This window comes from Paraburkholderia sp. GAS206C, assembly GCF_050435645.1.
GTDB classification, from domain to species: domain Bacteria; phylum Pseudomonadota; class Gammaproteobacteria; order Burkholderiales; family Burkholderiaceae; genus Paraburkholderia; species Paraburkholderia phenazinium_B.
Map to the genome: position 1 here is coordinate 397,382 of NZ_JBNDKR010000005.1, position 21,284 is coordinate 418,665.

Below are 21,284 nucleotides of genomic sequence, written 5' to 3' on the forward strand. Positions count from 1 at the left end.
TACTGCTAAAGTCGGATCAATCCGGACAAAAATTCTCGAATGAGGCCATGGAAAACCTGACCGGCATGATCGCGTTCGTGCGAACCGCGGAGGCTTCGAGCTTTGTCGGCGCCGCGCAGCGGCTCGGTGTGTCTGCGTCGGCGGTTGGCAAAAGCGTGGCGCGCCTCGAGCAGCATCTTGGCGTGCGACTCCTGCAGCGAAGCACGCGGCGCGTCAGCCTGACGGACGACGGCGAGCGCTTCTACGAGCGCTGCCGCCAGATTCTCGAGGCCGTGCACGACGCCGAAACGATGATGCTGCAAGCCACGGCGACCCCGCGCGGCCGTCTGCGGGTGAGCCTGCCGACCATCGGCTACCGTTTTTTGCTGCCGATCGTGCCGGAGTTCGCGGCGCGCTATCCAGAGATCGATCTCGAACTGGACTTCAACGACCGTCTGGTCGATGTAATCGAAGGCGGTTTCGATGCCGCGATCCGCAGCGGGCCGCTCGACGATTCGCAACTGATGGCCAAGCGGCTGGGGCCGTTCTGTTTTGTGCTGTGCGCGTCGCCGACGTATCTGCAGCGGCGCGGCGTGCCGCAGGTGCCGGCCGATCTGGCGCAGCATGCCTGCCTGCGGTTTCGTTTTCCGACCTCGGGCAAACTGGAGCCGTGGCGCTTTCGCGATCTGCCGGAAGACACGGTCACACGCTTTCCGACCGCGCTGACCTGTAACAACATGGAGGCGCTCCGGGCAGCGGCAGAGTTGGGGCTTGGCATCGCCTATATGCCCGAGTTCCTCGCGCGCGACGCCTTGCAAAGCGGCGCGTTGCAATCGGTCATGGCGGACCACCTCGCGCAGGCTGGACAATTCTCGGTGCTATGGCCATCGAGCAGACAGTTGTCGCCCAAACTGCGGGTCTGGGTCGACTTTCTTTCCGAGCGCCTGTTTCCCGAACCAGCCAGAACCGCTTAGCACTCCACGCGGCGCCGTCAGCACCTTAAGCTGATTGCCCGATTCATCGCGACAAAAGCCATGTCAGCACGTTTGAACGCACCGTTCACCGCCCTTCTCGCTGCCGCCTTGTTCGGTGCGACGACGCCTTTTGCCAAGGCGCTGCTCGGCACCCTGTCACCGTTTATGGTGGCCGGGCTGTTCTACCTAGGCAGCGGCGTTGGCCTGGCTATCACGATCCTCGTACGCAAGCTGAGACTGAGCAACGACCAGCGAGCCAACGAAGGACAGATCCATTTGCGCGAAGTCCCGTGGCTGCTCGGCGCCATCGTCACGGGCGGCGTCGCGGGACCCGCTCTGTTGATGCTCGGCCTGAACGCGACGCCGGCAGCCACGAGTTCGTTGCTGCTGAATCTGGAAGGCGTTTTCACCGCGCTGATCGCATGGATCGTGTTTCGCGAGAACGTCGACGCCCAGGTGTTTCTGGGCATGGTGGCGATCGTGGCGGGCGGTGTGGCCTTGTCATGGCATCCCGGCGCTACAAGCGTGCCGCTCGGCGCCCTACTGGTGGCCGCGGCGTGCGCATGCTGGGCGATCGACAACAATCTCACGCGCAAGGTCTCCACCAACGATGCGATGGTCATCGCCTGTCTGAAAGGGCTGACCGCAGGGTCGGTGAATTTCGTCATTGCACTGCTGCTGGGCGCTCAACTCCCACATGCCGGAATCATGGCGGCCGCGATGGTGACCGGGTTCGCCGGTTACGGGGTCAGTCTGGTGCTGTTCGTGGTCGCGCTGCGCAATCTCGGTACGGCGCGCACCGGCGCATATTTTTCAGTGGCGCCGCTGTTCGGCGTGACGATCTCGCTGATTCTGTGGCCCGAAATGCCGCCGCTGCTGTTCTGGGTCGCCGCGGCGTTGATGGCTCTCGGCATCTGGCTGCATATCCGCGAACGGCACGACCATCCGCATACGCACCAGGTGCTGGAGCATAACCACCGGCACCGTCATGACGAACATCATCAGCACGAACACGATTTCGAATGGGACGGCGAGGAGCCGCATGTGCATCCGCACCGGCATGCACCAATCACGCACACGCATGCGCATTTCCCAGATATTCATCATCGGCACTCACATTGAGCATAGCGATCGCGATTTGCGATCGCTCCCTTTCCTGATCCGAAAGCGCGATAGGACGATTCAATTGGCATCCTGGCCAAGCTCGTCCTGTAATGGAACTCCTGCCGTTTGCACTTCCCCCCTGCCAAACCCGGAGAACCTCAATGGCTCAGCCCCAGCCCAACGTTGACGAAGTTGTACAGGCCATCGCCGCGGAAACCAATACCCCCACGGAAACGGTCTCGAAGATCTACGCCGATACTTTGGCCAACTATAAGACTGATGCTCGAGTGTTCGATTACATGCCGCTGCTGGTCGCCAAGAAGGTGCGCGACACGCTGCGACATTCAGGAAGCCGGAAGAACTGACACCAACGCCGCGGTTCGCGCGGGCTTCTTCGCTCGATTGATCGTTCCGCCGTTCATGTCGTGCGTTCGCGCGCGACGTGCCTAGGCGCATGCGGGCGCAGCACAAGCTCCGGAAATCTCACGTTAGCGGGCCTCAGCGCAAGTGCGTGGCTCCAGGTTATTGCTGAACCGTGGAGCTAACAATAGTGCCGCAAAGTTCTTAAGCTGACGGTGGTCGTGGAGCTTTGTTTCACGACGCCCAGCCGAGGAGCTTTGTGCATGACTCAATCAATCCAGATCCGTCCAGTAACCAACGCCGATTTTCCGGCATGGCTGCCGCTGTGGGATGCCTATAACGCCTTCTACGGACGTTCCGGCGAGACAGCGTTGCCCCGCGAAATAACACTTCTCACGTGGTCGCGCTTCTTTGACGGTTATGAACCCATGCATGCGATGGTCGCCGAGCGCGACGGTCAGCTGCTCGGTCTCGTGCATTATCTCTATCATCGACACACCACGATGGCCGGACCCATCTGCTATCTGCAGGATCTCTACACGCTCGAGAGCGAGCGCGGCAAAGGCGTCGGGCGAGCGCTGATCGAAGCCGTCTACGAACACGCGAAAGCGGCGGGTTCAAGTCGCGTTTATTGGCAAACGCATGAGACGAATCAGACGGCGATGAAGCTGTATGACCGTGTCGCTGACCGGTCGGGGTTTGTGGTTTATAGGAAGGCTTTGTAACGAGAGCGCGCATCGCACGGCTTCTTGCCGGAACGATGCGCTCTTCCTTTTACGCTAGCGCGCCGAGCTAAAAGAGCCGCTAAGCCTCCAGTTGCTCCAACACCTTCCCCTTCGTCTCAATCCCAAGGAAATGCACCGTCAGCGCGGCGAGGAACGGCACGGCCGCGAGAATGTAAAACGCGACGTCGAGATGACCACCCACCATCGTCTTCGAAACGATCGCCGGCGCGAAGATGGCCGCCACCTTTAGCCAGGCACCGCCAACTCCACAGCCAAACGCACGGATGCTAGTGGGATACAACTCCGGCGTATAGACATACGCCGTGATAAACCCGCACGCGAGGAAGCCCAGCGCAAATGCACAACACGTCGCCACCACATACACCGACGAATCGTGGAACACACCGGCCAGCGCCAGCGAAATCGCACACAACACAAACGACAGATTGATGATCGGCTTGCGCCCCACCTTGTCGACTAGCAATGCGCAGGTCAGCGACCCAATCACACCGAGTACGGAAGCCGCCACCGCAAGGTTCAGCGCCAGTTGCAACGGCGCGTGATAAACCGTGCGATAGATCGTGGGCAGCCAAGTGGAAAGCCCGTACTGAATAAATCCGCACGTCACCCATAGCATCGCCACCGCCAACGTGCGCTTCAGATAAGCCGGCCCAAACAGATCGCCGATACGGCGCTTAGGATGCCGACTCGCCATCGCTTCGAATTCGACTGCATGCTCAACCGGCGCCAGCGGTCCCTTGGTCGCGCGTTCGAAGGCCAGCACCGCTGCATCCGCATCGGCCATGCGTTCGCGCTCAGCTAGCCAGCGCGGCGATTCCGGCACCAGTCTGCGCAGCACAAAGAACAGGATCAACGGCAAGCCGCCGATGAAATACATCGCCTGCCAGCCAACACGCGGTACGATCCACGCGCCCAGCGCATTCGACGCCAGCAAACCCACCGGAAACACGATCTCATACAGCAGCACAAAGCGCCCACGGCCATGCGCGCGGCTGATCTCGTTGATATACGTCGCCGCCACCGGCAACTCGCCACCCAGGCCCAGGCCCTGGACAATCCTCAGCACAACGAACGCAACAAACGTCGGCGCGAATCCGCACGCAATACTCGTCACGCCGATGATCCCGGAGCTCAACGCAATCGCGCGCACGCGCCCCTTACGCTCGGCGTACCAAGGAAACACGAACGCGCCCAACAGTTGCCCTATAGATCCCGACGCGATCAGAAAACCGATCTCCCAAGGCGTGAGCCCCCATTTCTGGATCAGGATCGGCAACGTAGCAGCGATGGCGATTACATCGAACCCGTCGAAGAACGTCGCGAGTCCAATCAGGATTCGCGCGCGAACCTGCATCGCATTGCCCGGCAAGCGTTCCAGACGCGCAATGATCGAGCCCCGGGTCACAGGGCCTGAGACACCGGCGCTGCTGCGGTCCCCCATGGTGTTGTCGATGGTTCTCATGCCGTTGTCGCCGTCCGAAAAGAGTTACGCGAGCGCCGTGCTGGCGTCAGTGAGAGTTGCAAGGTCGACCGTGCGGCCCTGGTTCATCCATTTGCGCGCGAGTTTCAGATCGCGCGGCGTGTTGATCGCAATCGCCCCGCGTATCGCACCGTCTTCCACGTAAAAGAGCGTGGCGCGTTTGCCTGGCAGATCGCCGCGTACGACGAGCTGCGCGTCGTTGGGAATGTCGCCGAGGATCTGCAGGTTCACGTCGTACTGATCGGACCAGAACCACGGAATGTCCGCATACGGCTCGAACGTGCCAAGCAAGGATTTCGCCGTGGAGATAGCCTGGTTCTGCGCGTTCGCCCAGGATTCGAGCCGCACGCGGCGCTTTAGCCACGCGCTCGGATGATTCGCCACGTCGCCGCATGCAAAGACGCGCGGGTCGGAGGTCGCACCGAAATGGTCGACCACGATGCCATCGGCAATCGCAAGGCCTGCTGCTTGCGCGAGCGCCGTATGCGGCGTGAGACCGATACCCGCGACGGCGAAATCGGCATCAAGCGTTGTGCCGTCGGCCAGTGTGGCACGCACGCCGCGGGCGCTATCGGGGTGATCGTCGAGCGATACAAGGCCTGAATCGAGGCGCACGTCCACACCATTGGCCCGATGCAGTTCAGCCAGGAAACCGGAAATAGCCGGCGGCACCGAGCGGGCGCACAGACGCGGCGCACCTTCGACGACAGTTGCCGCAACACCAAGCTTGCGTGCCGTTGCCGCCACTTCCAGCCCGATCCAGCCGCCGCCAATCACCAGAACGTGCTGGCTCGCGCGCAACCGTTCGCCGAGCGCGACCGCTTCATCGAGCGTGCGCAGGTAAGCGATGTTGGAAGTCTTCACTAATGCATCGGGCAAGCGTCGCGCGGCCCCACCCGTGGCAATCACCAAGCGATCGTATTGCACCTCGCGGCCCGACAGCGTACGCACGATGCGCTGCTCACGATCAATCGACGTAGCCGTATCCGGCTGCCACGCTTCGATGTTCAGGGCATCGAAGTCGTCCGGCTTGACGAGGCGCACGGTGTCGATATCCGCTTCTCCCGCCAGCACCGCCTTCGACAGCGGTGGACGCTCATACGGCAAGTGAATCTCATCAGCGATCATCACAAGGCGACCGTCGAAACCCTCCTTGCGCAGGGTCTTCACGACCCATCCGGCCGCCTGGCCACCGCCGATCACGACGATCGTGCGTGGTGCCTCCAGGCTCGCGTGTGCGCTTGATGCAGCGGCGTCAGTCATGTTTGCGCTCCGTCATGAACTTGCCCTCCGGCGCTTTCGCATTCTTCTGACGACGCGTGTTGCCGTCGATGCCGCCATCGATCGCCCATTCGGCGAACACGGTCGGCCCCGGCTCGAAATCGCGCGGTTGCCACTCGGGCGTCAGTTGGTCCTCATCCGCGTAGTACTCGATGAGCGCGCCAGCCGGATTCTGGAAATACCAGAAGTAAGCAGACGACACCGGATGGCGCCCCGGCCCTAGTTGCGTGTCCCAGCCGCAGCGGCTGATATGCATGCCGCCACCGAACACTTCGTGAATATCGCGCACGGTGAAGGCCACGTGATTCAGGCCACGTTTGCCGTTCGGCAACGCCAGCAGGAACAGGTCATGATGTCCGCCATGCGGCGCGCAGCGCAGAAACGCCCCACGTCCCGGGTAACGGTCCGACATCTCGAAGCCGAGCAGTTCCTGATAAAACTTCTCCGTTTCGGCAAGGTTGTTGGTGAAGAACACCACATGCCCCACTTCCACCGGTTCAGCTCGCTCATAGATCGGCGACGGTTGATTCACGCGTAACGTCTGGCCCCACACGTTCGACGGCGAGCCATGCGTTTCGACGTCGCGCTTGCGGGTGACTTCCACACGAATCGCCATGCCGTTCGGGTCGATGCAACCCACCGCGTCGTCGTTTTCGAAGTGTCCAGGCTGACCTGCGAAGTGGCCTCGCAACGCGTCGAGTTCGGCGCGCGTCGCTACACCCCACGTCACCTCACGCAGCGTCGGACCTTCTTCGAAAGCGGGCGGCAGCGACGGATCGTTCGAATCCACGGCCAGAATCGTGCAGCCGTTCAGTGATTCGAAGCGAGCGCGGGTTTCGTCGTGCGCAGTCTCTTTCAAACCCCAGTCGGTGAAAAAACGCCGGCAGGTTTCGAGGTCCGTCACACCGTAGGTAATCTGTTCAATGCCGAGAATCGTCATGTCGTGCCTCTTGTTTCTCAATTCGTCTGGGGCGCATTGGCCCAGGCCAAAGGTGCGTCGTTCAAGCCCCAGTACAGGCTCTTCTGTTGCATGTACTCGCGAATGCCGAGACGCCCTTTCTCGCGACCCATCCCGCTCTCTTTCCAGCCGGAGAACGGCGTCGAGATCGAGAACAGCTTGTAGGTGTTGATCCACACGGTGCCCGCTTCGAGCGCGCGGGCCACGCGCCAGGCGCGTTTGTAGTCGCGCGTCCAGATGCCGGCAGCGAGGCCAAACACGCTGTCGTTGGCCTGCTTGATTAGCGAGGCTTCGTCATCGAATGGCATGGCGACCAGCACCGGTCCGAAAATTTCTTCCTGGCAGATACGAGCGCTGTTCGACAGGCCTTCGAGAATCGTGGGCTGATAGAAGTTGCCTTGTTCGCGTCCGTCGCCGACGGGACGCTCGCCACCGCACAACAGGCGTCCACCTTCTTCCAGGCCCAAAGCGACATAACGCTCCACCGATTCGCGATGCGCTGGCGTAATCAACGGGCCCATCTGTGTTTCCGGGCTCGAAGGGTCGCCCACGCGCAACCTGCGTGCGCCTTCGGCCAGTCGCTTCATGAACGCGTCGTAGATCGGGCGATGCACGAACAACCGCGAGCCCGCGATGCATGCCTCGCCCGACGAACTGAAAATGCCGTACAGCACGCCGTTCACCGCGTGATCGATATCCGCGTCTTCGAAGACGATGGTTGGCGACTTGCCACCCAGTTCCAGCGACACCAGCATCAGCTTGTCCGCGGCGATGCGCGCGATACCACGTCCCACCTCGGTCCCGCCAGTGAACGACACTTTCTTCACGAGCGGATGACGCACCAGCACATCGCCGATCACCGAACCTTTACCGGGCAACACGCTCAATACGCCCTTCGGTACGCCCGCTTCTTCGCAGATGCGCGCCAACGCGAGCGAGACCAGCGGCGTCACTTCAGCGGGCTTCAACACCACCGCGTTGCCACCCGCAAGCGCAGGAGCAAGCTTTTGCGCATCCGATGCGATCGGCGAGTTCCACGGCGTGATAGCCGCGATCACGCCTATCGGCTCATGCACGCTCATGGTCATGTAGTCGCCGCGCGATGGCGTCAGTTCTTCATCGAGCGTTTCGAGGCACGCAGCGAAATAGCGGAACGTGTTGGCGGCGCTCGCCACCAGTACGCGTGTTTCGCCGATCGGCTTGCCGTTATCGCGCCGCTGCAGATGCGCCAGTGCTTCGTGACGCGCCATGATCAGATCGGCAATACGGTACAGAACCAAGGCACGCTGATGCGGCTTCAGACCGGCCCAATCCGCTTTGCGCCATGCAATGTCCGCGGCTTCGACCGCATCGCGCGCATCGTCGGCGCTGGCCGTCGAGATTTCCATGTTGACCGACTGATCTGCCGGATACAGGCTTTTGTACGGGTTGCCACGCCCTTGCCGCCATTCGCCGCCGATGAAAATATCGCCGGTGGGCACGAGGCTGGTATCGAAGTGAGTCATGTCGGTCATCCGCTCAGTTACTTCTCATCAAATCACGCAACGCGCCGCGCGATTGCGCAGGGCACGGATCGCGCTGAACGCGGTCAGCGCGGACGTCTTGGGGTTGTCCGGCAACGGCTTGCCGCACATTTCGAGCGACATCTCGCCGAATGCGCCGCGCGCCAGGATGCGGTGCACGTTGCGCGTCACAGCGGGGTCTGCGATCAGACGCACAATGGTCTGATCGAGGCCGAGACCTGCCAGTGCAATCGTCGCCGCCACGTTGGCATTCTTCGGATAAAGCCGTGCCGCTTCGCGGGCGCTACCTTCGAAAATGACCCGCTCTTCCGTCAGGCTCTGCAGGTCGCATATCTCTTCGGCGGGTGTGCCGAGCCAGCCCTGCGGCGGCTTGCGACCCGTGTACAGCACTTCGTCGAGGCCACCCAGTTTCGCCGCGGCCAAAGCGTCTACGCCGCCAATGGCGCCGGACAACAGCGTCAGCGTGGCATCGCCTTCATCCGCAGCGGCCGAGAGAGCGTCGAGCAGCAGCACGTCCGAGAGAGCGCCGATAGAAGCCACTGCGCAATCGGTGCCCGCTTTCAACAACGGAACAACGTGGTCGACCAACGCACTGTGGCCCGCGCATTCCAGCGCGAACTGCGGGCGGCTACTCAGCGCAGCCACCGACGACACCACATCTACCGACGCGCCCACCACCTCGCGCACCGACGCCGCATGCCGCTCGGGCACGATCACATGCGACACGCGCACTTGCGGATCCGCTACAACGGAGCGATACACCGCCTGGCCGATCGCCCCGAAGCCGATCATCGCAACGTCGACGGGCGCATGATGTCCCGCGTGGCGAAGATCATGCATGTTCTGGCTCCTGCTTCTTGACCGGCGGGCCAGCAAACGCGGTGGCAAACGAGCCGACCGACAGCATGTCCACTTCAACCAGCACCGGGCCCGTCTTCGCCAGACCTTCGCGGATAATCTCGTCCGCGTCGTCGAGTGACTTGATGCGGTAATGCGTGAGCTTCAGGCTCTCGCAGAACTGCGCGAAGTCCGGTTGATGCAGATCGACGAAGCAGCGGCGGCCGCCATACTGCGCGTCCTGAATGTTGCGGATCACGCCATAGCATTGGTCGTTCATCAGCACGATCATGACGTTGGCGTTTTCCTGCACGGCCGTCGCCAGTTCACCGACGTTGACCATCAGGCCACCGTCGCCGACGAGGCACACCGTCTTCGCCGCTGTTCCCGCCAGCGCCGCACCGATTGCCATCTGCATCCCTTGACCGATACCACCGCCCAAGGCGTGCACCCCCGCACGCGGCGTGAAAATCTGCAGCAGGCGGTTACCCCACGTACTGTTCGAGATCGTCACGTCGCGCACCCAGTTATAGTCCCTGCCCACCGATCGTTGCAGCGCGTCGACGAGGCGCTTGTACGGCCCGAGACCCTTGCCTACATCCGCTACGGCGATCTCCCGGGCAGCGGCCAGATCGGCAGCGAACTTCGGATCCACCTTGAGACGGCCTTCGAGCAGCGTCGCGAGTTCTTCCAGAACCGCAGCGGAGTCGCCATGCACAAACAGCTCGTTGCGATAGCCGCGGTTGTCTGCGAGTGCGTCGGCATCGACGCGGTACAGCGGTTGCGGCAGCGCGAGCTTGTACTTCAACGTCTCATTGCCACGCAGACGCGAACCGACCACGAGGACCGCATCGCAAGTCTTGTAGAAGCTCTCCACCGATGCGTGCACATTGAACGCACCGAGCGTCGCCGGATGATCTTCCGGCAGGATGCCGCGGCCCTGCACGCTGGTCACGACGCCAAAACCCAGCGCCACCAGACGCTCAACCGCTGCCCGCGCGTGACGCGTGCCGCCGCCAAGCCACAGCAGCGGACGCGTGGCCTTGGCCAACGCATCGGCGAGTTGCACGACACGCTTGCTGTCGTGCGTGAGCGTCGTCACGTGCGGCGCGCTGAGGTCAGCGGGCCATTCGATTTCTGCTGCCTGAATGTCAATCGGAATCTCGACACTCACCGGGCCGCTCGGCGCGGTCTGCGCGACGCGCACCGCTTCGCGGATCGTCGGGAGTGCAGTCTCGGCAGTACGGACACGATAGGCAGCCTTCGAGATCGACGACAACATCGACAACTGGTCCGGCGCTTCGTGGATATACGCGAGATCCTTGTCGAGGTATTCGGTTTCGATCTGGCCAGTGATATGCAGCAGCGACGTGCCCGCGGTCAGCGCTTCGACCATCGCCCCTGCTGCGTTGCCGGCTGCGGTGCCCGTGCTGGTGAAAGCGACGCCAAGGCCACCGGACACGCGTGCCAGGCCATCGGCCATGTTGACCGCACCGGCTTCGCCGCGTGCACCGACATAACGGATCTTGCCGCGGTTGTTGATCGCGTCGAGGATCGGCATGTTGTGGATCGAAATCACGCCGAACGTCGTGCGAACGCCGCATTGCTCGAGAAAGGCGGCAATCAGCTCGCCGACGGTGGTTTTATTAGACATGTCGTGCATTGCCTCCAGAGACATCGATATGACTGCCTGTCGTGTAGGACGACAGATTAGTAGCCAGATAAAAGAGTGCCTGTGCGGCCTCTTCGGGACGGCCGAAGCGGCCAAGCGGAATGTTCTTCTTGCGTGCGAGTTCTGCCGTCCAGTCTTCCCAACTCTGGCCCGGCGCGGCTTGCGTCTCAAAGCGGCGGCGCCATTGGCCCGATTCGACAATGCCGATCAGAATCGAATTCACGCGAATACGCTGCGGCGCGAGTTCTACCGCTAATGACTTGATGAGACTCAGCAAACCCGCACGTGCCGAGGAAGTCGCCACCATATGCGGCTCCGGCTGCAGCGCGAGCAGCGAATTCACGCAGACGATCGACGCGTTGCCCATGCCAGCCGCGTCGCGCAGCATTGGCAGAAACGCGCGAGTCGGGCGGATCACGCTGAAATACTTCAGGTCGAGTTCTTCGCGCCAGGCGTCGTCGGTGGTGTCGGCGAAGGTCGAGACTCGGCCTTGGCCAGCGTTGTTCACCAGCATGTCAGCGCGACCGAAACGGCGCCGCACGTCTTGCGCGAAGGCGTTGACTTCTTCTGCGTCGAGCACATCGCAGCGCGTTGCCAGCAGTTGCGCAGACGGAAATTGCGTCTTCAGCGCCGTCTCCGCATGCGCCAAGCGTTCGGCGTCGCGTCCGCAGATGGCGACCGATGCACCCGCACGCAAAAACAGTTCGGCGGTCGCGAGGCCGATGCCGGACGAGCCGCCCGTCACCACCGCTACCTGACCGGTCAAATCGATCTGGATCATTAGAGCCCCAATGCCTTCATGTACTTGCTGCCCGCGGCCGGCCCGTTCTTGGGACGGTAGTTCAGGCGTTGCGAGAGTTCGTCAGCGGCGCCGCGCACCTTGTCGATCAGACCGCTGTCGAGCAGCGCTGCATCGATCTCCGGCCGCGGAATCGTCGTGGTGATCACCGCAACGATGCGGCCCGTGTCGTTACGCACCGGCGCCGTCACGACCGAAATGCCACGTTCGAACGACGATTCGCTGATCGCAAAGCCACGCTGTGCGTCATCGCGAATTCGTTCGTACAACTCTTCGACCGTTTCGGGTGTGAGTTTGGTAAAGCGATGCAACTTCGGCTCGGGGTACAGCGCGCGTAAATCGTTGAGCGTCAGATCGCCCATCAGCACCTGGCCGTGCGTCGTCGCATGGGCGGGCAGGCGTGTGCCGACGTTGACCTTCACCGAACTGAAGATCGGCGTGTGACTTTGCGCCTTGGCGACGAACACCACGTCGCGTCCGTCGCGGATCAGGATGTGGCTTGTCAGGCCTGTGTCGTTGCGCAAGGCCTCGATGATCGGCAAGCCGAGATCCGTCAGTTCGAGCGAGCTCAGATATTCGAAGCCGAGGCGCAGCACCGCGACGCCTAGGCGATAGTTGCGGTCCTTATCGGCTCGCTCGAGAAAGCCGAGCGATTCGAGCGTCTGCAGTAGACGGAAGACCGTCGTGCGGGGAATCTTCAAGCGCCGGGATAATTCCGGTGCGCCCAATACCGGCTCGCGTGGCGAGAACTCAGTCAGAATCTTCAGACCGCGTTCGAGACCGGGCACTTTGTAGCCGGGTTCGGCGTTGTCGTCGTCGGTTGCGCGCTCGGCGTTGATCGTGTCGGGCGTCATTTCAGTGGCTCCGTGGTGCCGCGCTCGCGCGGCAGAACGTGTCGATGATCGCGGTGTACGCGTCAGCGGCTTCGATATATCCGGCGTGACCGGCGCGCAGCACGATCTGCAAGGACGTACGAGCCGCGAGGGCCAGCCGTTCGCATGCGGACGGCGGCGTGATGGTGTCTTCGGCGCCTACAGCAATGTTGACCAGTCCGTGGAAGCGCGAGAGGTCGGCGGCAAGATCGGCGTTGGCGAGCAGATGTGTGGCTTGCGCGTAGCCTTGCGGCACGATGCGCGCCATGTTCCAGCGTACCCACGCACGGGCTGTCTCGTCGGCGCGCGCAGACAGCATGTTTGTACTGCGCTTTTCGGCGAGGCCTGCGGGGCCGAGTTCGGCGAGCATCGCAAGACGCTGGTCGCGCTTTGATTCGCGCACGTCTATTGTGGCCGCGCCGTAGCCGCCAGCAGGCGACAGCAACAAAAGGCCGGCGACGCGCTGCGGATTTGCAGCAGCAAATGCGCCAGCGACAATCGCGCCCAGCGAATGCCCTACCAGCACGCAACGCGCGATGCCGAGCGCGTCGAGCCAGCCACGCAGAACGTCTGCGTAGTCCGACGCGTGGGGCGAAGCTGGGAGGACCGGCGTCGATACGCCGTATCCCGGCGCATCCCAGGCAAGCACGTTCCGCGTCGCACCGAGCGCTTCAAACTGCTGCACCCACGACGCTGCTCCCGAGCCGATGCCGTGCAGCAACACGAGCGGCAACGCCTCGTCGCGCACAGAAGCCGGTTCTCGCGCTTCGCGATAACCCACGGTCTGCGTCGCCGCGGTAACGGCCTGCTGCAGCGGAAAGCGCGCAAGACGCGCTTCCAGCGAGGCAGCGAGATCGGCAGTAACAGACGGGACAGCGGACATGGTTTCTATCTGCAAGTGCAAAGTAAGGTGACTTCAGTGCGGCGACGGTGCGGTGCACAGGGTCGTCGCGTGGGTATGGCTAGTGCAAAGCGTCGAACGGGCAACCACCCTGCGCTTCGCACCCAAGTGCTTGTCGCTTATCGCTTCAGCTTGGCAAGCGGTGAATCCGGCGGATAGGTCGGCGTGATCGGCTTCGGAGAACCGAGCATCACGCACATCAGCGCATCCTCTTCGCCGATATTCACTTCCGTGCGATATACGCCCGGCGGTACCGAAATCAGGTCGCGTTCGCCGAGCACCGATTCCCAGGTCTCGCCGTCGCGTTCGCAGATCACTTTCATCTTGCCGCGCAGCACAAAGAAAATTTCTTCGACGTCCATATGAATATGGCTCGGCCCGATATTGCCGGCCGGGATCACCATGGTCGAGAACGTGAAGCCCCCTGCAGGCACCGTGTTGACATCCTTCGCGACACCCGTGCCGCCCGTGCCGACATAGCGCATTTGCGCCCGGCGATACTTCGGGTCGTAATCGGCCTGAAACTTCAGCGCGTCCCAGTCGTAGCGACGGGTTTCAAGACGTGCAACGCGTGTGTCCATCCATTGCGCAAAACTGGCTTCCGCGGGTTGATCCCACGACTTACGTTCGAAATCGGTGTCCGCCATCTCTTTCTCCTTTCGGTCAAGACAAGATCAATTCATCACAAAGCCGCCGTTCACCGGCAGCAACTGGCCGGTCACGAAGCGTGCGGCATCGGACAACAGGAACAGGACCGGCCCCGTCACATCGTCGGGAACCTGGGCGCGGGTCAGCGCACGGCCTTTCAGGTAATACTCGTGACGTTCGGCGGGCACGTAGGCGGTGGCCTCGACTTCGGTCAGCCCCGGTGCGATCGCGTTGACCGTGATGCCGTCGGCGCCGAATTCACGCGCCAGCGAACGCGTCATCGCGATCACGGCGCCCTTGCTGGCGACATAAGCCAGCAGTTTCGGCGCGCCCCACAGCGCAGTATCCGAAGCGATATTGACGATGCTGCCGCGGCCCGAGTCGCGCAGATGCGGCAGCGCCGCGGTACTCATTAGCCACGTGCCGCGCACGTTGACGTTCATCACCGCATCCCACGTATCGACCGCCAGTTCGCCGGCCAGCTTGCCGCCGGAGTTGGTGATTGCCGCGTTGTTGATGAGCGCATCGAGGCCTCCGAGCTGCTTCACCGCCTGGACGACGAAGCTCCGGATGTTCGATGGATCGGCGAGGTCCAGTGGCAGAAAGTACGCCCCGTGACCTTCGCTTTGCAGCGTCTCGGCGAGCGCACGACCTTCGTCGTGCAAAACATCGCCAAACACGATTTGCGCACCGGCCTGCACCAGCGAGCGCACAAACGCCGCGCCAAGACCGCGCGCGCCGCCCGTGACGATCACGCGCCGGCCGGTGAGTGCCGCGGGCGCAGCGTTGGCGTTATGCATGGCTATGCCCTGCTGCTGTACCCGTCGTGGCAGTGGCCGCTTGCGCACGGTGCGCGGCGAGTGCATCGAAATCCTGCTGCGCGCGCTGCCGCAACATACGACGCACGCGCGTCATGCCGACGTCATGCTGATAAAGGAATTCGTGTTTGCGTGCATCCGGCGCCATGCTCTCGAGGACATAGCGGTCCTGCTCCAGCACGTCCCAATGGAGACCTTCGAGGCGGTTGCGGTACATGAAACGCCATGCGTCGCGCTGCCATCCCGATACCTTGCGCGTGCGCCAGAAGTAAACCTGGCAGTTGCTTTCATCGACGGGAACGGCAAAGCCGATGATCCCAAAGTTGCCGCCCGGGCCAAACTTCTTCCTGTAGGGAATCGCGAGGCGCATCCACAGGCAACCGGTTTCGCCGAGCTCCACCCAGTCGAAATTGACGTCGCGCTGGCCGACCTTTTCGAACATCAAACCGGTATCGGTCTTGCGCACGCGCATGTCGGCCTGCTTGTCGCCTTCGGCCATCGAGTGCGAGGTCGCATGCAGATAGGCGCCGTGCATCGGATCCATCACGTTGTCAATCGCGTACTGGTAATTGCACTTCCAGTTCGACATGCACAGAAAGCTCGCGTACTCCTCGTTCACCAGTTCTTCCGGCAAAACGAGTGGCGCGGGTTCCTTGTGAGCGTCGTCGCCGAACCACAGGAAGATAGCCCCCGCATGTTCTTGCACGGGATACGACTTCACGCACTTCTGGCCTTCGAGCGGGCAGTTCGACACGGCCGGGACTTTGGTAACCGTGCCGCCGCCGTCGATTTCAATGCCGTGGTACCAGCACGCGACGCTGCCACCAAGATTCCAGCCCAACGACAGACGCGCACCGCGATGCGGGCAGCGGTCTTCGAGTGCATGGACACGGCCTTCCTGATCGCGCCACAGGACGATCTGATCGCCGAGGCGCGTCAGGCCGATGGGCGCATTGCCGACTTGCCAGCTCGGGGCGACCGGATACCAGTAATTGCGCAGACCGAGGTCGAGGTAAGCCTGAAGCGGATCGGCCGTGCCGTGGTCCGTGGTGGGATGGGGTGTGGGGGACGTCATAAAAGACTCCAGATGCGTAGGCGGTGCGACGGTTTCGCAAGGTTGTCTGGGTAGCGCGCCTATTCGGCGAGCAGGCGGAATTCGGCGGTCAGGCGTTCGGCGGTCCACGCCGCGCCTTCCGGGGTCCGGAAGCCGATGCGGTTCAAGCCGTCGACAACGTCCTGCAACTCCACCGCACCCGCATCGAACACCTTCTCGAGCGCATCGCCGAAGTCGTTCTCGTATTGCGTCGGTTCGGCCTTGCGGGTTTGCCACACGAGGTTTTGCGCCTCGCCCGGCTTTTCGATGACGCCTTTGCCGGCCACGTTGTTCGGCTGCGGCGCGAGCCACGGCTTCAGGGAGGGATTGAATTTCACGGCTTGCTCTCGCATGTCATTCCACCTTGATCTGGATTTCTTCACCGGCGAGACGAACCGCATACACCTTCAGGTCGCGGCCGCCCGGCTCTTTCAAGCACTTGCCAGTCGGGATATGGAACACGGCTTCGTGCAACGGGCATTCGACGGTATCGCCGTCGACAAATCCCTGCGTCAGCAACGCGTACGCGTGGGGGCAGACGTTTTCCAGCGCGTACAGCGCATCGCCCACCTTGTAGATGCCGATCTCCGTGCCTTCGAGCTTGTACTCGAGCGGCGCGTCTTCGGACAGGTCGCCGGCATGTCCGGCGCAACGCCATTCTTCAGTCATGTGCTACCTTCTCCTGAATCCCGAATGTTCCATACAAGGAACATCAGTTCGTGTATGGACAATTATAGGAGCCGTCTGAGCGAGAAAAAATAAAAATCTGCGGCGTTAGGGGAAAACACTGATGTGGCGGAGGAAAGACACCGTTCCCTTCCTCACCTGACCACGAGCGTCAGCCTACGTGCCTATTCCGTAAGGCTTTTTTGTCCACGACTGAAACCGTCCCTCCTGCGGCATTCGGGTTTCCTCGGGGCTCGAAAATTTATTTTGACCACTTCTGAAGACCCTATACTTTCCATAGGCGATACACATGCCCATAGGTGGAACAAATAAGAAGCAGAGTTTTGGCGCATAAACCAGGACCAACGCTCCCTCACTCAATGCACTACGGACGGCGGAATGGGATCCAGCCATTCGTCACACGATTAGGAGAACCAACGGTGAAAAGAATCATTGCAGTCGCACTCACAGCGATGTGCGCCACGACAGGGGCATGGGCGCAAAGCAGTGTCACGCTTTACGGTAGTCTCGATGCCGGAGTCGCGTACATCAGCAATGCCGGCGGAAGTTCGAAATGGATCGCAGAGCAGGGCAACATGCAGCCTGACCGTTGGGGTCTGAGGGGAGTAGAGGATCTGGGTGGCGGTCTGCACGCCATCTTCCAGTTGGAAAATGGCTTCTATACGACGACTGGGGCAATGGCTTCGCCCGGAACATTGTGGAATCGTCAGGCGTATGTCGGTTTGAGTTCCGATCAGATCGGAACGCTGACGCTCGGTCACCAGACGCCGTTTAACTTCGATGTGCTGGGTCCGTTGAGCACGGGTTATCTCGCCGCGAGCTGGTATGCGTTCCACCCGGGCAATATCGATGAGCTGGCAGATACGAGTGTCGTGCCGTTCAACAACTCGGTGAAGTTCCGCTCAACCAGCTTTGCCGGCTTCACGGTCGGCGCGATGATGGGGCTGGGCAATACGACGAACTTCGCGACCGGTCGCACCTTGAGCTTCGAGGCCAGCTACAAAAACGGGCCGTTCAATGCCGGCGCGGTCTACTCGAATGAACATGACCGCACGCCGTCGATCGTCACGACCGGCATCACGCGCTTCCAGGGTGTCGCGGCCACGGCATACACGGCCGACAATGTCGAGAACATGGGTGCAGGTGCGTCCTACCAGTTCGGCAACCTGCTGGTGCATGGTCTGTACACGCGTGTGAAGCTGGAATCGCCCGGCTACTCGAGCACGTATCAGAGCTACGATGCGGGCGCGAACTATCAGTTCACGCCGTTTAACAGCGTAGCGGGTGGCGCGGCGACGACGAGCTTCGATGGTCATCGCTGGACGCAGTTCGAGATCGGCGATATCTATGCGCTGTCGAAGTCGACGCAGATTTATGTGAACGCGCTGTATGAGCGTGCGGGGTCGAATACGGATGCGGCGTTCTTCACGGCAGGCGTCTCGGATAGCCGCAATCAGACGGTGTTTCTGACGGGCATTCACCACTCGTTCTGAGTGCTACCGGATTTGTCACTGCGTGGCAGGTCCGCCGATGTACTCGATAAAATCCGGAGCGGCCGGGCGTTTTCTTTAGAGAGTTGAGTAAGCGGCCGGTTGCCCTGCAGCCGGCCGCATCGCTTTGCGGCGTCGCTTGCCCGGTTCGCCCGGTTGGCCTAGTTCGCGGCGAGAGTCCTGCGGCGTGCCTCGACCACGGTCGGATCGTCCGCGGGCGGACGGTAATTGAGGCGTGTCGACAACTCAACAGCCGCATTGCAAACCGCCGCGATCAGAGGCTCTCGTTCGCTGGCGTCACCAATATCCGAGCGCGGCACCGTCACCGTCAAAGCCGCCACGATGCGGCCAGTCTGGTCACGCACCGGCGCCGTCACCACCGAAATGCCTCGCTCGAACGAAGCTTCGCTCACCGCATAGCCCTGCGCCGCGCTTTCGCGAACCCGCTCATTGAGCTCTTCGACAGTGGCCGGAGTGCGATCGGTAAAGCGCTCGAGTTGCGGCTCCGGATAAAGCTGACGCAGTTCGTCGTATGTGAGATCGCCCATCAACACCTGGCCATGCACAGTCGCATGCGCCGGCAGACGTGTGCCGACATGCACCTTGACCGAGCTGAACATCGGATCGTGCGCCTGGGCTTTCGCAACGAATACCACGTCACGCTGATCACGGATCAGAAGATGCGCGCTGAGTCCCGTCGCGTCACGCAAGCGCTCGAGCAGCGGCGTACCCACGTCCGTCAGTTCGAGCGAACTCAGATATTCGAAGCCCAACCGCAACACCGCCACGCTCAGCCGGAAATGGCGGTCGCCGTTCACGCGCTCGAGAAACCCGAGCGCTTCCAGCGTCTGCAGCAAACGAAAGGTGGTGGTACGCGGAATGCCGATGCGCTTCGATAACTCCGGCGCACCCAGCACCGGTTCACGCGCGCTGAACTCCGCAAGAATGCGCAGCCCGCGCTCCAGACCCGGGACGAGGTAGGTCGAGCCACCGGCGCTCTCGTCATCGGCAGTGTCGGTCAGGTCGACGGGTGCTGCGGCCTCTTCGTGCGGGGCTGGCGCATCGCTGCGCGGCCTGGCCTGTTTGCGTCCCGCTCCTGTCATGTTTTCTTTTGCCATGTCCGGCTGTGGTTCGTGCTGATCGTCTATAGGACAGCATGATAGCGCGAAGCGTCGCGGGCGAATTTGGCCGGATGAAGCGAATTCTGGCATCGTACGATGTCGCCGAAGTCGAACCGCTATCTGCAGCCGTGTCTTTCGTTTGACACACAAAATGACGACGTCGCGAGCGATCATTGCGGATCGTCGACGTGTGCGAACGGCACGCGGGAGCGAACCAGACCTGAGGAGCCATACCAATGAACGAAAAAGACGATTTGCCCCTGCCGCATGCGAACGCGGCGTTTGCCGGCGACGACAGCCCTGACAACCCCGAGCGTCGCCGGGTCCTCACCGGCATCGCGGCGGTAGGGCTGGGACTCGCCCTCGCCGGCTGCACCACGGAAGAGCAGGCAGCCGCCACCCCGCGCAGTGCCGCCGACCTGCGGCTCGACGCCGCGTTGCACGATCAGGTGAAGCAGATCGTGGTGATTTACGCCGAGAACCGCAGCTTCGCCAATCTGTATGGCAATTTCCCGGGCGTGCAGCATCCGCTCGATGCCGTACCGGCCGAGCGCTACGTGCAACTCGATCGCGACGGCAAGACGCCGTTGCCGCAACTGCCGAAGATCTGGGGCGGCCTCGTGCCGCAAGCGCAGGAGGTGGACGGCAAGCGCTACATGATTGGCGAGCATGACATCGCCGGTCTGAACAACAAGCCATTCCGCATCACCGATGCACAGGGCGCGCCTTTGCCAAACGGCGTGATCACGCGCGACCTGTGGCACCGCTTTTATCAGAACCAGATGCAGATCAACGCCGGGCGCAACAACCAGTTCGTCGCCTGGGCTGACTCGGGCGGTCTGGTGATGGGGCATTACCGCAGTTCCGCCGAAACGCTGCGAATCTGGAATCTCGCGCAGCAGTACACGCTGTGCGACAACTTCTTTATGGCGGCCTTCGGCGGCTCGTGGCTTAACCACATCTTCCTGATTTCCGCCCAGGCGCCGCTCGTGCCGGATGTGCATAACAGCGCGGCGAAGCAGTTTGTCTCCGTGGTCGAAGGGGATGATCCGGCCGGCACCGCGCTCAAGGTGGCGGCGCACTCGCCTGCTTCCGCACTCGATGGGCCGCCGAAGTTCGTTAACGACGGCCTGTTCACGCCCGATGGTTACGCTGTCAACACGATGGCGCCGCCGTATCAGCCGAGCTTTGTGCCGCCCGCGCCGGGTGGCGACAAGTCGATGGCCGATCTGTCCAATCCGCGCGTGCTGCCGCCGCAGAACTACGCAACCATTGGCGATCGTCTGTCGGATAAGGGCGTCGACTGGGCGTGGTATGCGGGCGCCTGGCAGTACGCGATGGATCATCACGATACCGGCGATGTGCCCGACTTCCAGTATCACCATCAACCGTTCAACTACTTCGTCAGCTATGCGCCGGGAACCGAGGCGCGCCGCCAGCATCTGCGCGACGCGGGCGTGGGCGACGACGCGTCGACCAATCGCCTGCTCGCCGATATCGACGCGGGGCGTTTGCCGGCCGTCACGTTCTATAAGCCGCAAGGCAATCTGAACATGCACGCGGGCTATGCGGACGTCGAATCGGGCGACCGCCATATCGCCACGGTGATCGACCATCTGCAGCGCAGCCCGCAGTGGAACAACATGGTGGTGATCGTCACCGTCGACGAAAACGGCGGCTGGTGGGATCCGGTGTCGCCGCCGAAGGGCGACCGCTGGGGTCCGGGCTCACGGATTCCGGCGCTGGTCGTCTCGCCGCTCGCAAAGAAGGGCTATGTGGATCACACCGTCTACGACACCAATTCGATCCTGCGCTTCATCACGCGGGTGCACGGACTGAGGCCGCTCGACGGGGTGGTGGCGCGCGATCGTGCGTTCGCGCAAAACGGCTTGGCGCCGCTGGGCGATATGACGGGGACGCTGAATCTAGCCTGATTGGCAA

General features: G+C 62.1%; 21 protein-coding genes. 6 read left to right on the forward strand and 15 right to left on the reverse strand.

What is annotated here, in order from left to right; all coding sequences use genetic code 11:
• The first annotated feature begins 47 nt into the window (after positions 1–47).
• The 4 genes from P3T20_RS16575 (at position 48) to P3T20_RS16590 (ending at position 3,142) form a co-directional block, all read left to right on the forward strand.
• Positions 48–953, forward strand: coding sequence for a LysR family transcriptional regulator (locus P3T20_RS16575; protein WP_429287384.1), 906 nt, complete (start codon positions 48–50; stop codon positions 951–953).
• 60 nt (positions 954–1,013) lie between these two features.
• Complete coding sequence (locus P3T20_RS16580) at positions 1,014–2,075, forward strand: DMT family transporter (protein ID WP_074266964.1); 1,062 nt, start codon at positions 1,014–1,016, stop codon at positions 2,073–2,075.
• A 143-nt stretch (positions 2,076–2,218) separates the two neighbouring features.
• Positions 2,219–2,422, forward strand: a complete 204-nt coding sequence (locus tag P3T20_RS16585) for a DUF3562 domain-containing protein (RefSeq protein WP_074266963.1) — start codon at positions 2,219–2,221, stop codon at positions 2,420–2,422.
• Positions 2,423–2,680: 258 nt separating this feature from the next.
• Complete coding sequence (locus P3T20_RS16590; RefSeq protein WP_429287385.1) at positions 2,681–3,142, forward strand: N-acetyltransferase family protein; 462 nt, start codon at positions 2,681–2,683, stop codon at positions 3,140–3,142.
• A gap of 79 nt (positions 3,143–3,221) precedes the next feature.
• On the opposite strand, the gene P3T20_RS16595 is transcribed toward P3T20_RS16590, so the two are convergent.
• From P3T20_RS16595 to P3T20_RS16660, 14 genes are all read right to left on the reverse strand, one after another.
• The gene (locus tag P3T20_RS16595; protein ID WP_074266961.1) at positions 3,222–4,625 is read right to left on the reverse strand and encodes an MFS transporter; all 1,404 of its coding nucleotides are present in this window, start codon (positions 4,623–4,625) and stop codon (positions 3,222–3,224) included.
• A 24-nt stretch (positions 4,626–4,649) separates the two neighbouring features.
• Positions 4,650–5,906: an NAD(P)/FAD-dependent oxidoreductase gene (locus P3T20_RS16600; protein ID WP_429287386.1), complete on the reverse strand. Its 1,257-nt coding sequence runs from the start codon at positions 5,904–5,906 to the stop codon at positions 4,650–4,652.
• Entirely contained in the window at positions 5,899–6,864 is a 966-nt protein-coding gene (locus P3T20_RS16605) for a VOC family protein (protein ID WP_429287387.1), read from the reverse strand. The genes P3T20_RS16600 and P3T20_RS16605 overlap by 8 nt, the downstream gene beginning before the upstream one ends.
• Before the next feature lie 17 nt (positions 6,865–6,881).
• Positions 6,882–8,387, reverse strand: a complete 1,506-nt coding sequence (locus tag P3T20_RS16610) for an aldehyde dehydrogenase (protein WP_429287388.1) — start codon at positions 8,385–8,387, stop codon at positions 6,882–6,884.
• Between the two features lie 27 nt (positions 8,388–8,414).
• Entirely contained in the window at positions 8,415–9,245 is an 831-nt protein-coding gene (locus tag P3T20_RS16615; protein WP_429287389.1) for an aspartate dehydrogenase, read from the reverse strand.
• Positions 9,238–10,896 carry a thiamine pyrophosphate-binding protein gene (locus P3T20_RS16620; protein WP_429287390.1) on the reverse strand — a complete coding sequence of 553 codons (1,659 nt, stop codon included), beginning with the start codon at positions 10,894–10,896 and terminating at the stop codon, positions 9,238–9,240. Before P3T20_RS16620 ends, P3T20_RS16615 begins: the two co-directional genes overlap by 8 nt.
• Complete coding sequence (locus P3T20_RS16625; protein WP_429287391.1) at positions 10,889–11,695, reverse strand: SDR family oxidoreductase; 807 nt, start codon at positions 11,693–11,695, stop codon at positions 10,889–10,891. The genes P3T20_RS16620 and P3T20_RS16625 overlap by 8 nt, the downstream gene beginning before the upstream one ends.
• A complete protein-coding gene (locus P3T20_RS16630) occupies positions 11,695–12,567 on the reverse strand; it encodes an IclR family transcriptional regulator (protein WP_074266956.1) in 873 nt (290 codons plus the stop codon). The genes P3T20_RS16625 and P3T20_RS16630 overlap by 1 nt, the downstream gene beginning before the upstream one ends.
• Position 12,568: 1 nt before the next feature.
• The gene (locus tag P3T20_RS16635) at positions 12,569–13,468 is read right to left on the reverse strand and encodes an alpha/beta fold hydrolase (protein WP_429287392.1); all 900 of its coding nucleotides are present in this window, start codon (positions 13,466–13,468) and stop codon (positions 12,569–12,571) included.
• Positions 13,469–13,605: 137 nt separating this feature from the next.
• Positions 13,606–14,133, reverse strand: a complete 528-nt coding sequence (locus tag P3T20_RS16640) for a cupin domain-containing protein (RefSeq protein ID WP_074266954.1) — start codon at positions 14,131–14,133, stop codon at positions 13,606–13,608.
• A 27-nt stretch (positions 14,134–14,160) separates the two neighbouring features.
• Positions 14,161–14,934, reverse strand: coding sequence for an SDR family oxidoreductase (locus P3T20_RS16645; protein WP_429287393.1), 774 nt, complete (start codon positions 14,932–14,934; stop codon positions 14,161–14,163).
• Positions 14,927–16,027, reverse strand: coding sequence for an aromatic ring-hydroxylating oxygenase subunit alpha (locus P3T20_RS16650; RefSeq protein ID WP_074266952.1), 1,101 nt, complete (start codon positions 16,025–16,027; stop codon positions 14,927–14,929). The genes P3T20_RS16645 and P3T20_RS16650 overlap by 8 nt, the downstream gene beginning before the upstream one ends.
• Before the next feature lie 59 nt (positions 16,028–16,086).
• A complete protein-coding gene (locus P3T20_RS16655) occupies positions 16,087–16,398 on the reverse strand; it encodes a recombinase-like helix-turn-helix domain-containing protein (protein ID WP_074266951.1) in 312 nt (103 codons plus the stop codon).
• A 1-nt stretch (position 16,399) separates the two neighbouring features.
• Complete coding sequence (locus P3T20_RS16660; RefSeq protein ID WP_074266950.1) at positions 16,400–16,714, reverse strand: non-heme iron oxygenase ferredoxin subunit; 315 nt, start codon at positions 16,712–16,714, stop codon at positions 16,400–16,402.
• Positions 16,715–17,091: 377 nt separating this feature from the next.
• Between P3T20_RS16660 and P3T20_RS16665 the strand changes: the two genes are divergently transcribed.
• Positions 17,092–18,225, forward strand: coding sequence for a porin (locus tag P3T20_RS16665; protein WP_429287394.1), 1,134 nt, complete (start codon positions 17,092–17,094; stop codon positions 18,223–18,225).
• A 158-nt stretch (positions 18,226–18,383) separates the two neighbouring features.
• On the opposite strand, the gene P3T20_RS16670 is transcribed toward P3T20_RS16665, so the two are convergent.
• Complete coding sequence (locus tag P3T20_RS16670; protein ID WP_429287395.1) at positions 18,384–19,340, reverse strand: IclR family transcriptional regulator; 957 nt, start codon at positions 19,338–19,340, stop codon at positions 18,384–18,386.
• A 239-nt stretch (positions 19,341–19,579) separates the two neighbouring features.
• Here P3T20_RS16670 and P3T20_RS16675 point away from each other — a divergent pair, with 239 nt between their 5' ends.
• Entirely contained in the window at positions 19,580–21,277 is a 1,698-nt protein-coding gene (locus P3T20_RS16675; RefSeq protein WP_429287396.1) for an acid phosphatase, read from the forward strand.
• Positions 21,278–21,284: the final 7 nt, after the last annotated feature.

What these genes read in the sequence shown, in the direction of transcription:
- P3T20_RS16590 (WP_429287385.1), top strand. Translation starts at nt 2,681, where the DNA reads ATGACTCAATCAATCCAGATCCGTCCAGTAACCAACGCCGATTTTCCG.
- P3T20_RS16625 (WP_429287391.1), bottom strand. Translation starts at nt 11,695, where the DNA reads ATGATCCAGATCGATTTGACCGGTCAGGTAGCGGTGGTGACGGGCGGC.
- P3T20_RS16595 (WP_074266961.1), bottom strand. Translation starts at nt 4,625, where the DNA reads ATGAGAACCATCGACAACACCATGGGGGACCGCAGCAGCGCCGGTGTC.
- P3T20_RS16650 (WP_074266952.1), bottom strand. Translation starts at nt 16,027, where the DNA reads ATGACGTCCCCCACACCCCATCCCACCACGGACCACGGCACGGCCGAT.
- P3T20_RS16575 (WP_429287384.1), top strand. Translation starts at nt 48, where the DNA reads ATGGAAAACCTGACCGGCATGATCGCGTTCGTGCGAACCGCGGAGGCT.
- P3T20_RS16670 (WP_429287395.1), bottom strand. Translation starts at nt 19,340, where the DNA reads ATGGCAAAAGAAAACATGACAGGAGCGGGACGCAAACAGGCCAGGCCG.
- P3T20_RS16610 (WP_429287388.1), bottom strand. Translation starts at nt 8,387, where the DNA reads ATGACTCACTTCGATACCAGCCTCGTGCCCACCGGCGATATTTTCATC.
- P3T20_RS16605 (WP_429287387.1), bottom strand. Translation starts at nt 6,864, where the DNA reads ATGACGATTCTCGGCATTGAACAGATTACCTACGGTGTGACGGACCTC.
- P3T20_RS16675 (WP_429287396.1), top strand. Translation starts at nt 19,580, where the DNA reads ATGAACGAAAAAGACGATTTGCCCCTGCCGCATGCGAACGCGGCGTTT.
- P3T20_RS16630 (WP_074266956.1), bottom strand. Translation starts at nt 12,567, where the DNA reads ATGACGCCCGACACGATCAACGCCGAGCGCGCAACCGACGACGACAAC.
- P3T20_RS16585 (WP_074266963.1), top strand. Translation starts at nt 2,219, where the DNA reads ATGGCTCAGCCCCAGCCCAACGTTGACGAAGTTGTACAGGCCATCGCC.
- P3T20_RS16655 (WP_074266951.1), bottom strand. Translation starts at nt 16,398, where the DNA reads ATGCGAGAGCAAGCCGTGAAATTCAATCCCTCCCTGAAGCCGTGGCTC.
- P3T20_RS16660 (WP_074266950.1), bottom strand. Translation starts at nt 16,714, where the DNA reads ATGACTGAAGAATGGCGTTGCGCCGGACATGCCGGCGACCTGTCCGAA.
- P3T20_RS16620 (WP_429287390.1), bottom strand. Translation starts at nt 10,896, where the DNA reads ATGTCTAATAAAACCACCGTCGGCGAGCTGATTGCCGCCTTTCTCGAG.
- P3T20_RS16615 (WP_429287389.1), bottom strand. Translation starts at nt 9,245, where the DNA reads ATGCATGATCTTCGCCACGCGGGACATCATGCGCCCGTCGACGTTGCG.
- P3T20_RS16600 (WP_429287386.1), bottom strand. Translation starts at nt 5,906, where the DNA reads ATGACTGACGCCGCTGCATCAAGCGCACACGCGAGCCTGGAGGCACCA.
- P3T20_RS16635 (WP_429287392.1), bottom strand. Translation starts at nt 13,468, where the DNA reads ATGTCCGCTGTCCCGTCTGTTACTGCCGATCTCGCTGCCTCGCTGGAA.
- P3T20_RS16645 (WP_429287393.1), bottom strand. Translation starts at nt 14,934, where the DNA reads ATGCATAACGCCAACGCTGCGCCCGCGGCACTCACCGGCCGGCGCGTG.
- P3T20_RS16665 (WP_429287394.1), top strand. Translation starts at nt 17,092, where the DNA reads ATGCACTACGGACGGCGGAATGGGATCCAGCCATTCGTCACACGATTA.
- P3T20_RS16580 (WP_074266964.1), top strand. Translation starts at nt 1,014, where the DNA reads ATGTCAGCACGTTTGAACGCACCGTTCACCGCCCTTCTCGCTGCCGCC.
- P3T20_RS16640 (WP_074266954.1), bottom strand. Translation starts at nt 14,133, where the DNA reads ATGGCGGACACCGATTTCGAACGTAAGTCGTGGGATCAACCCGCGGAA.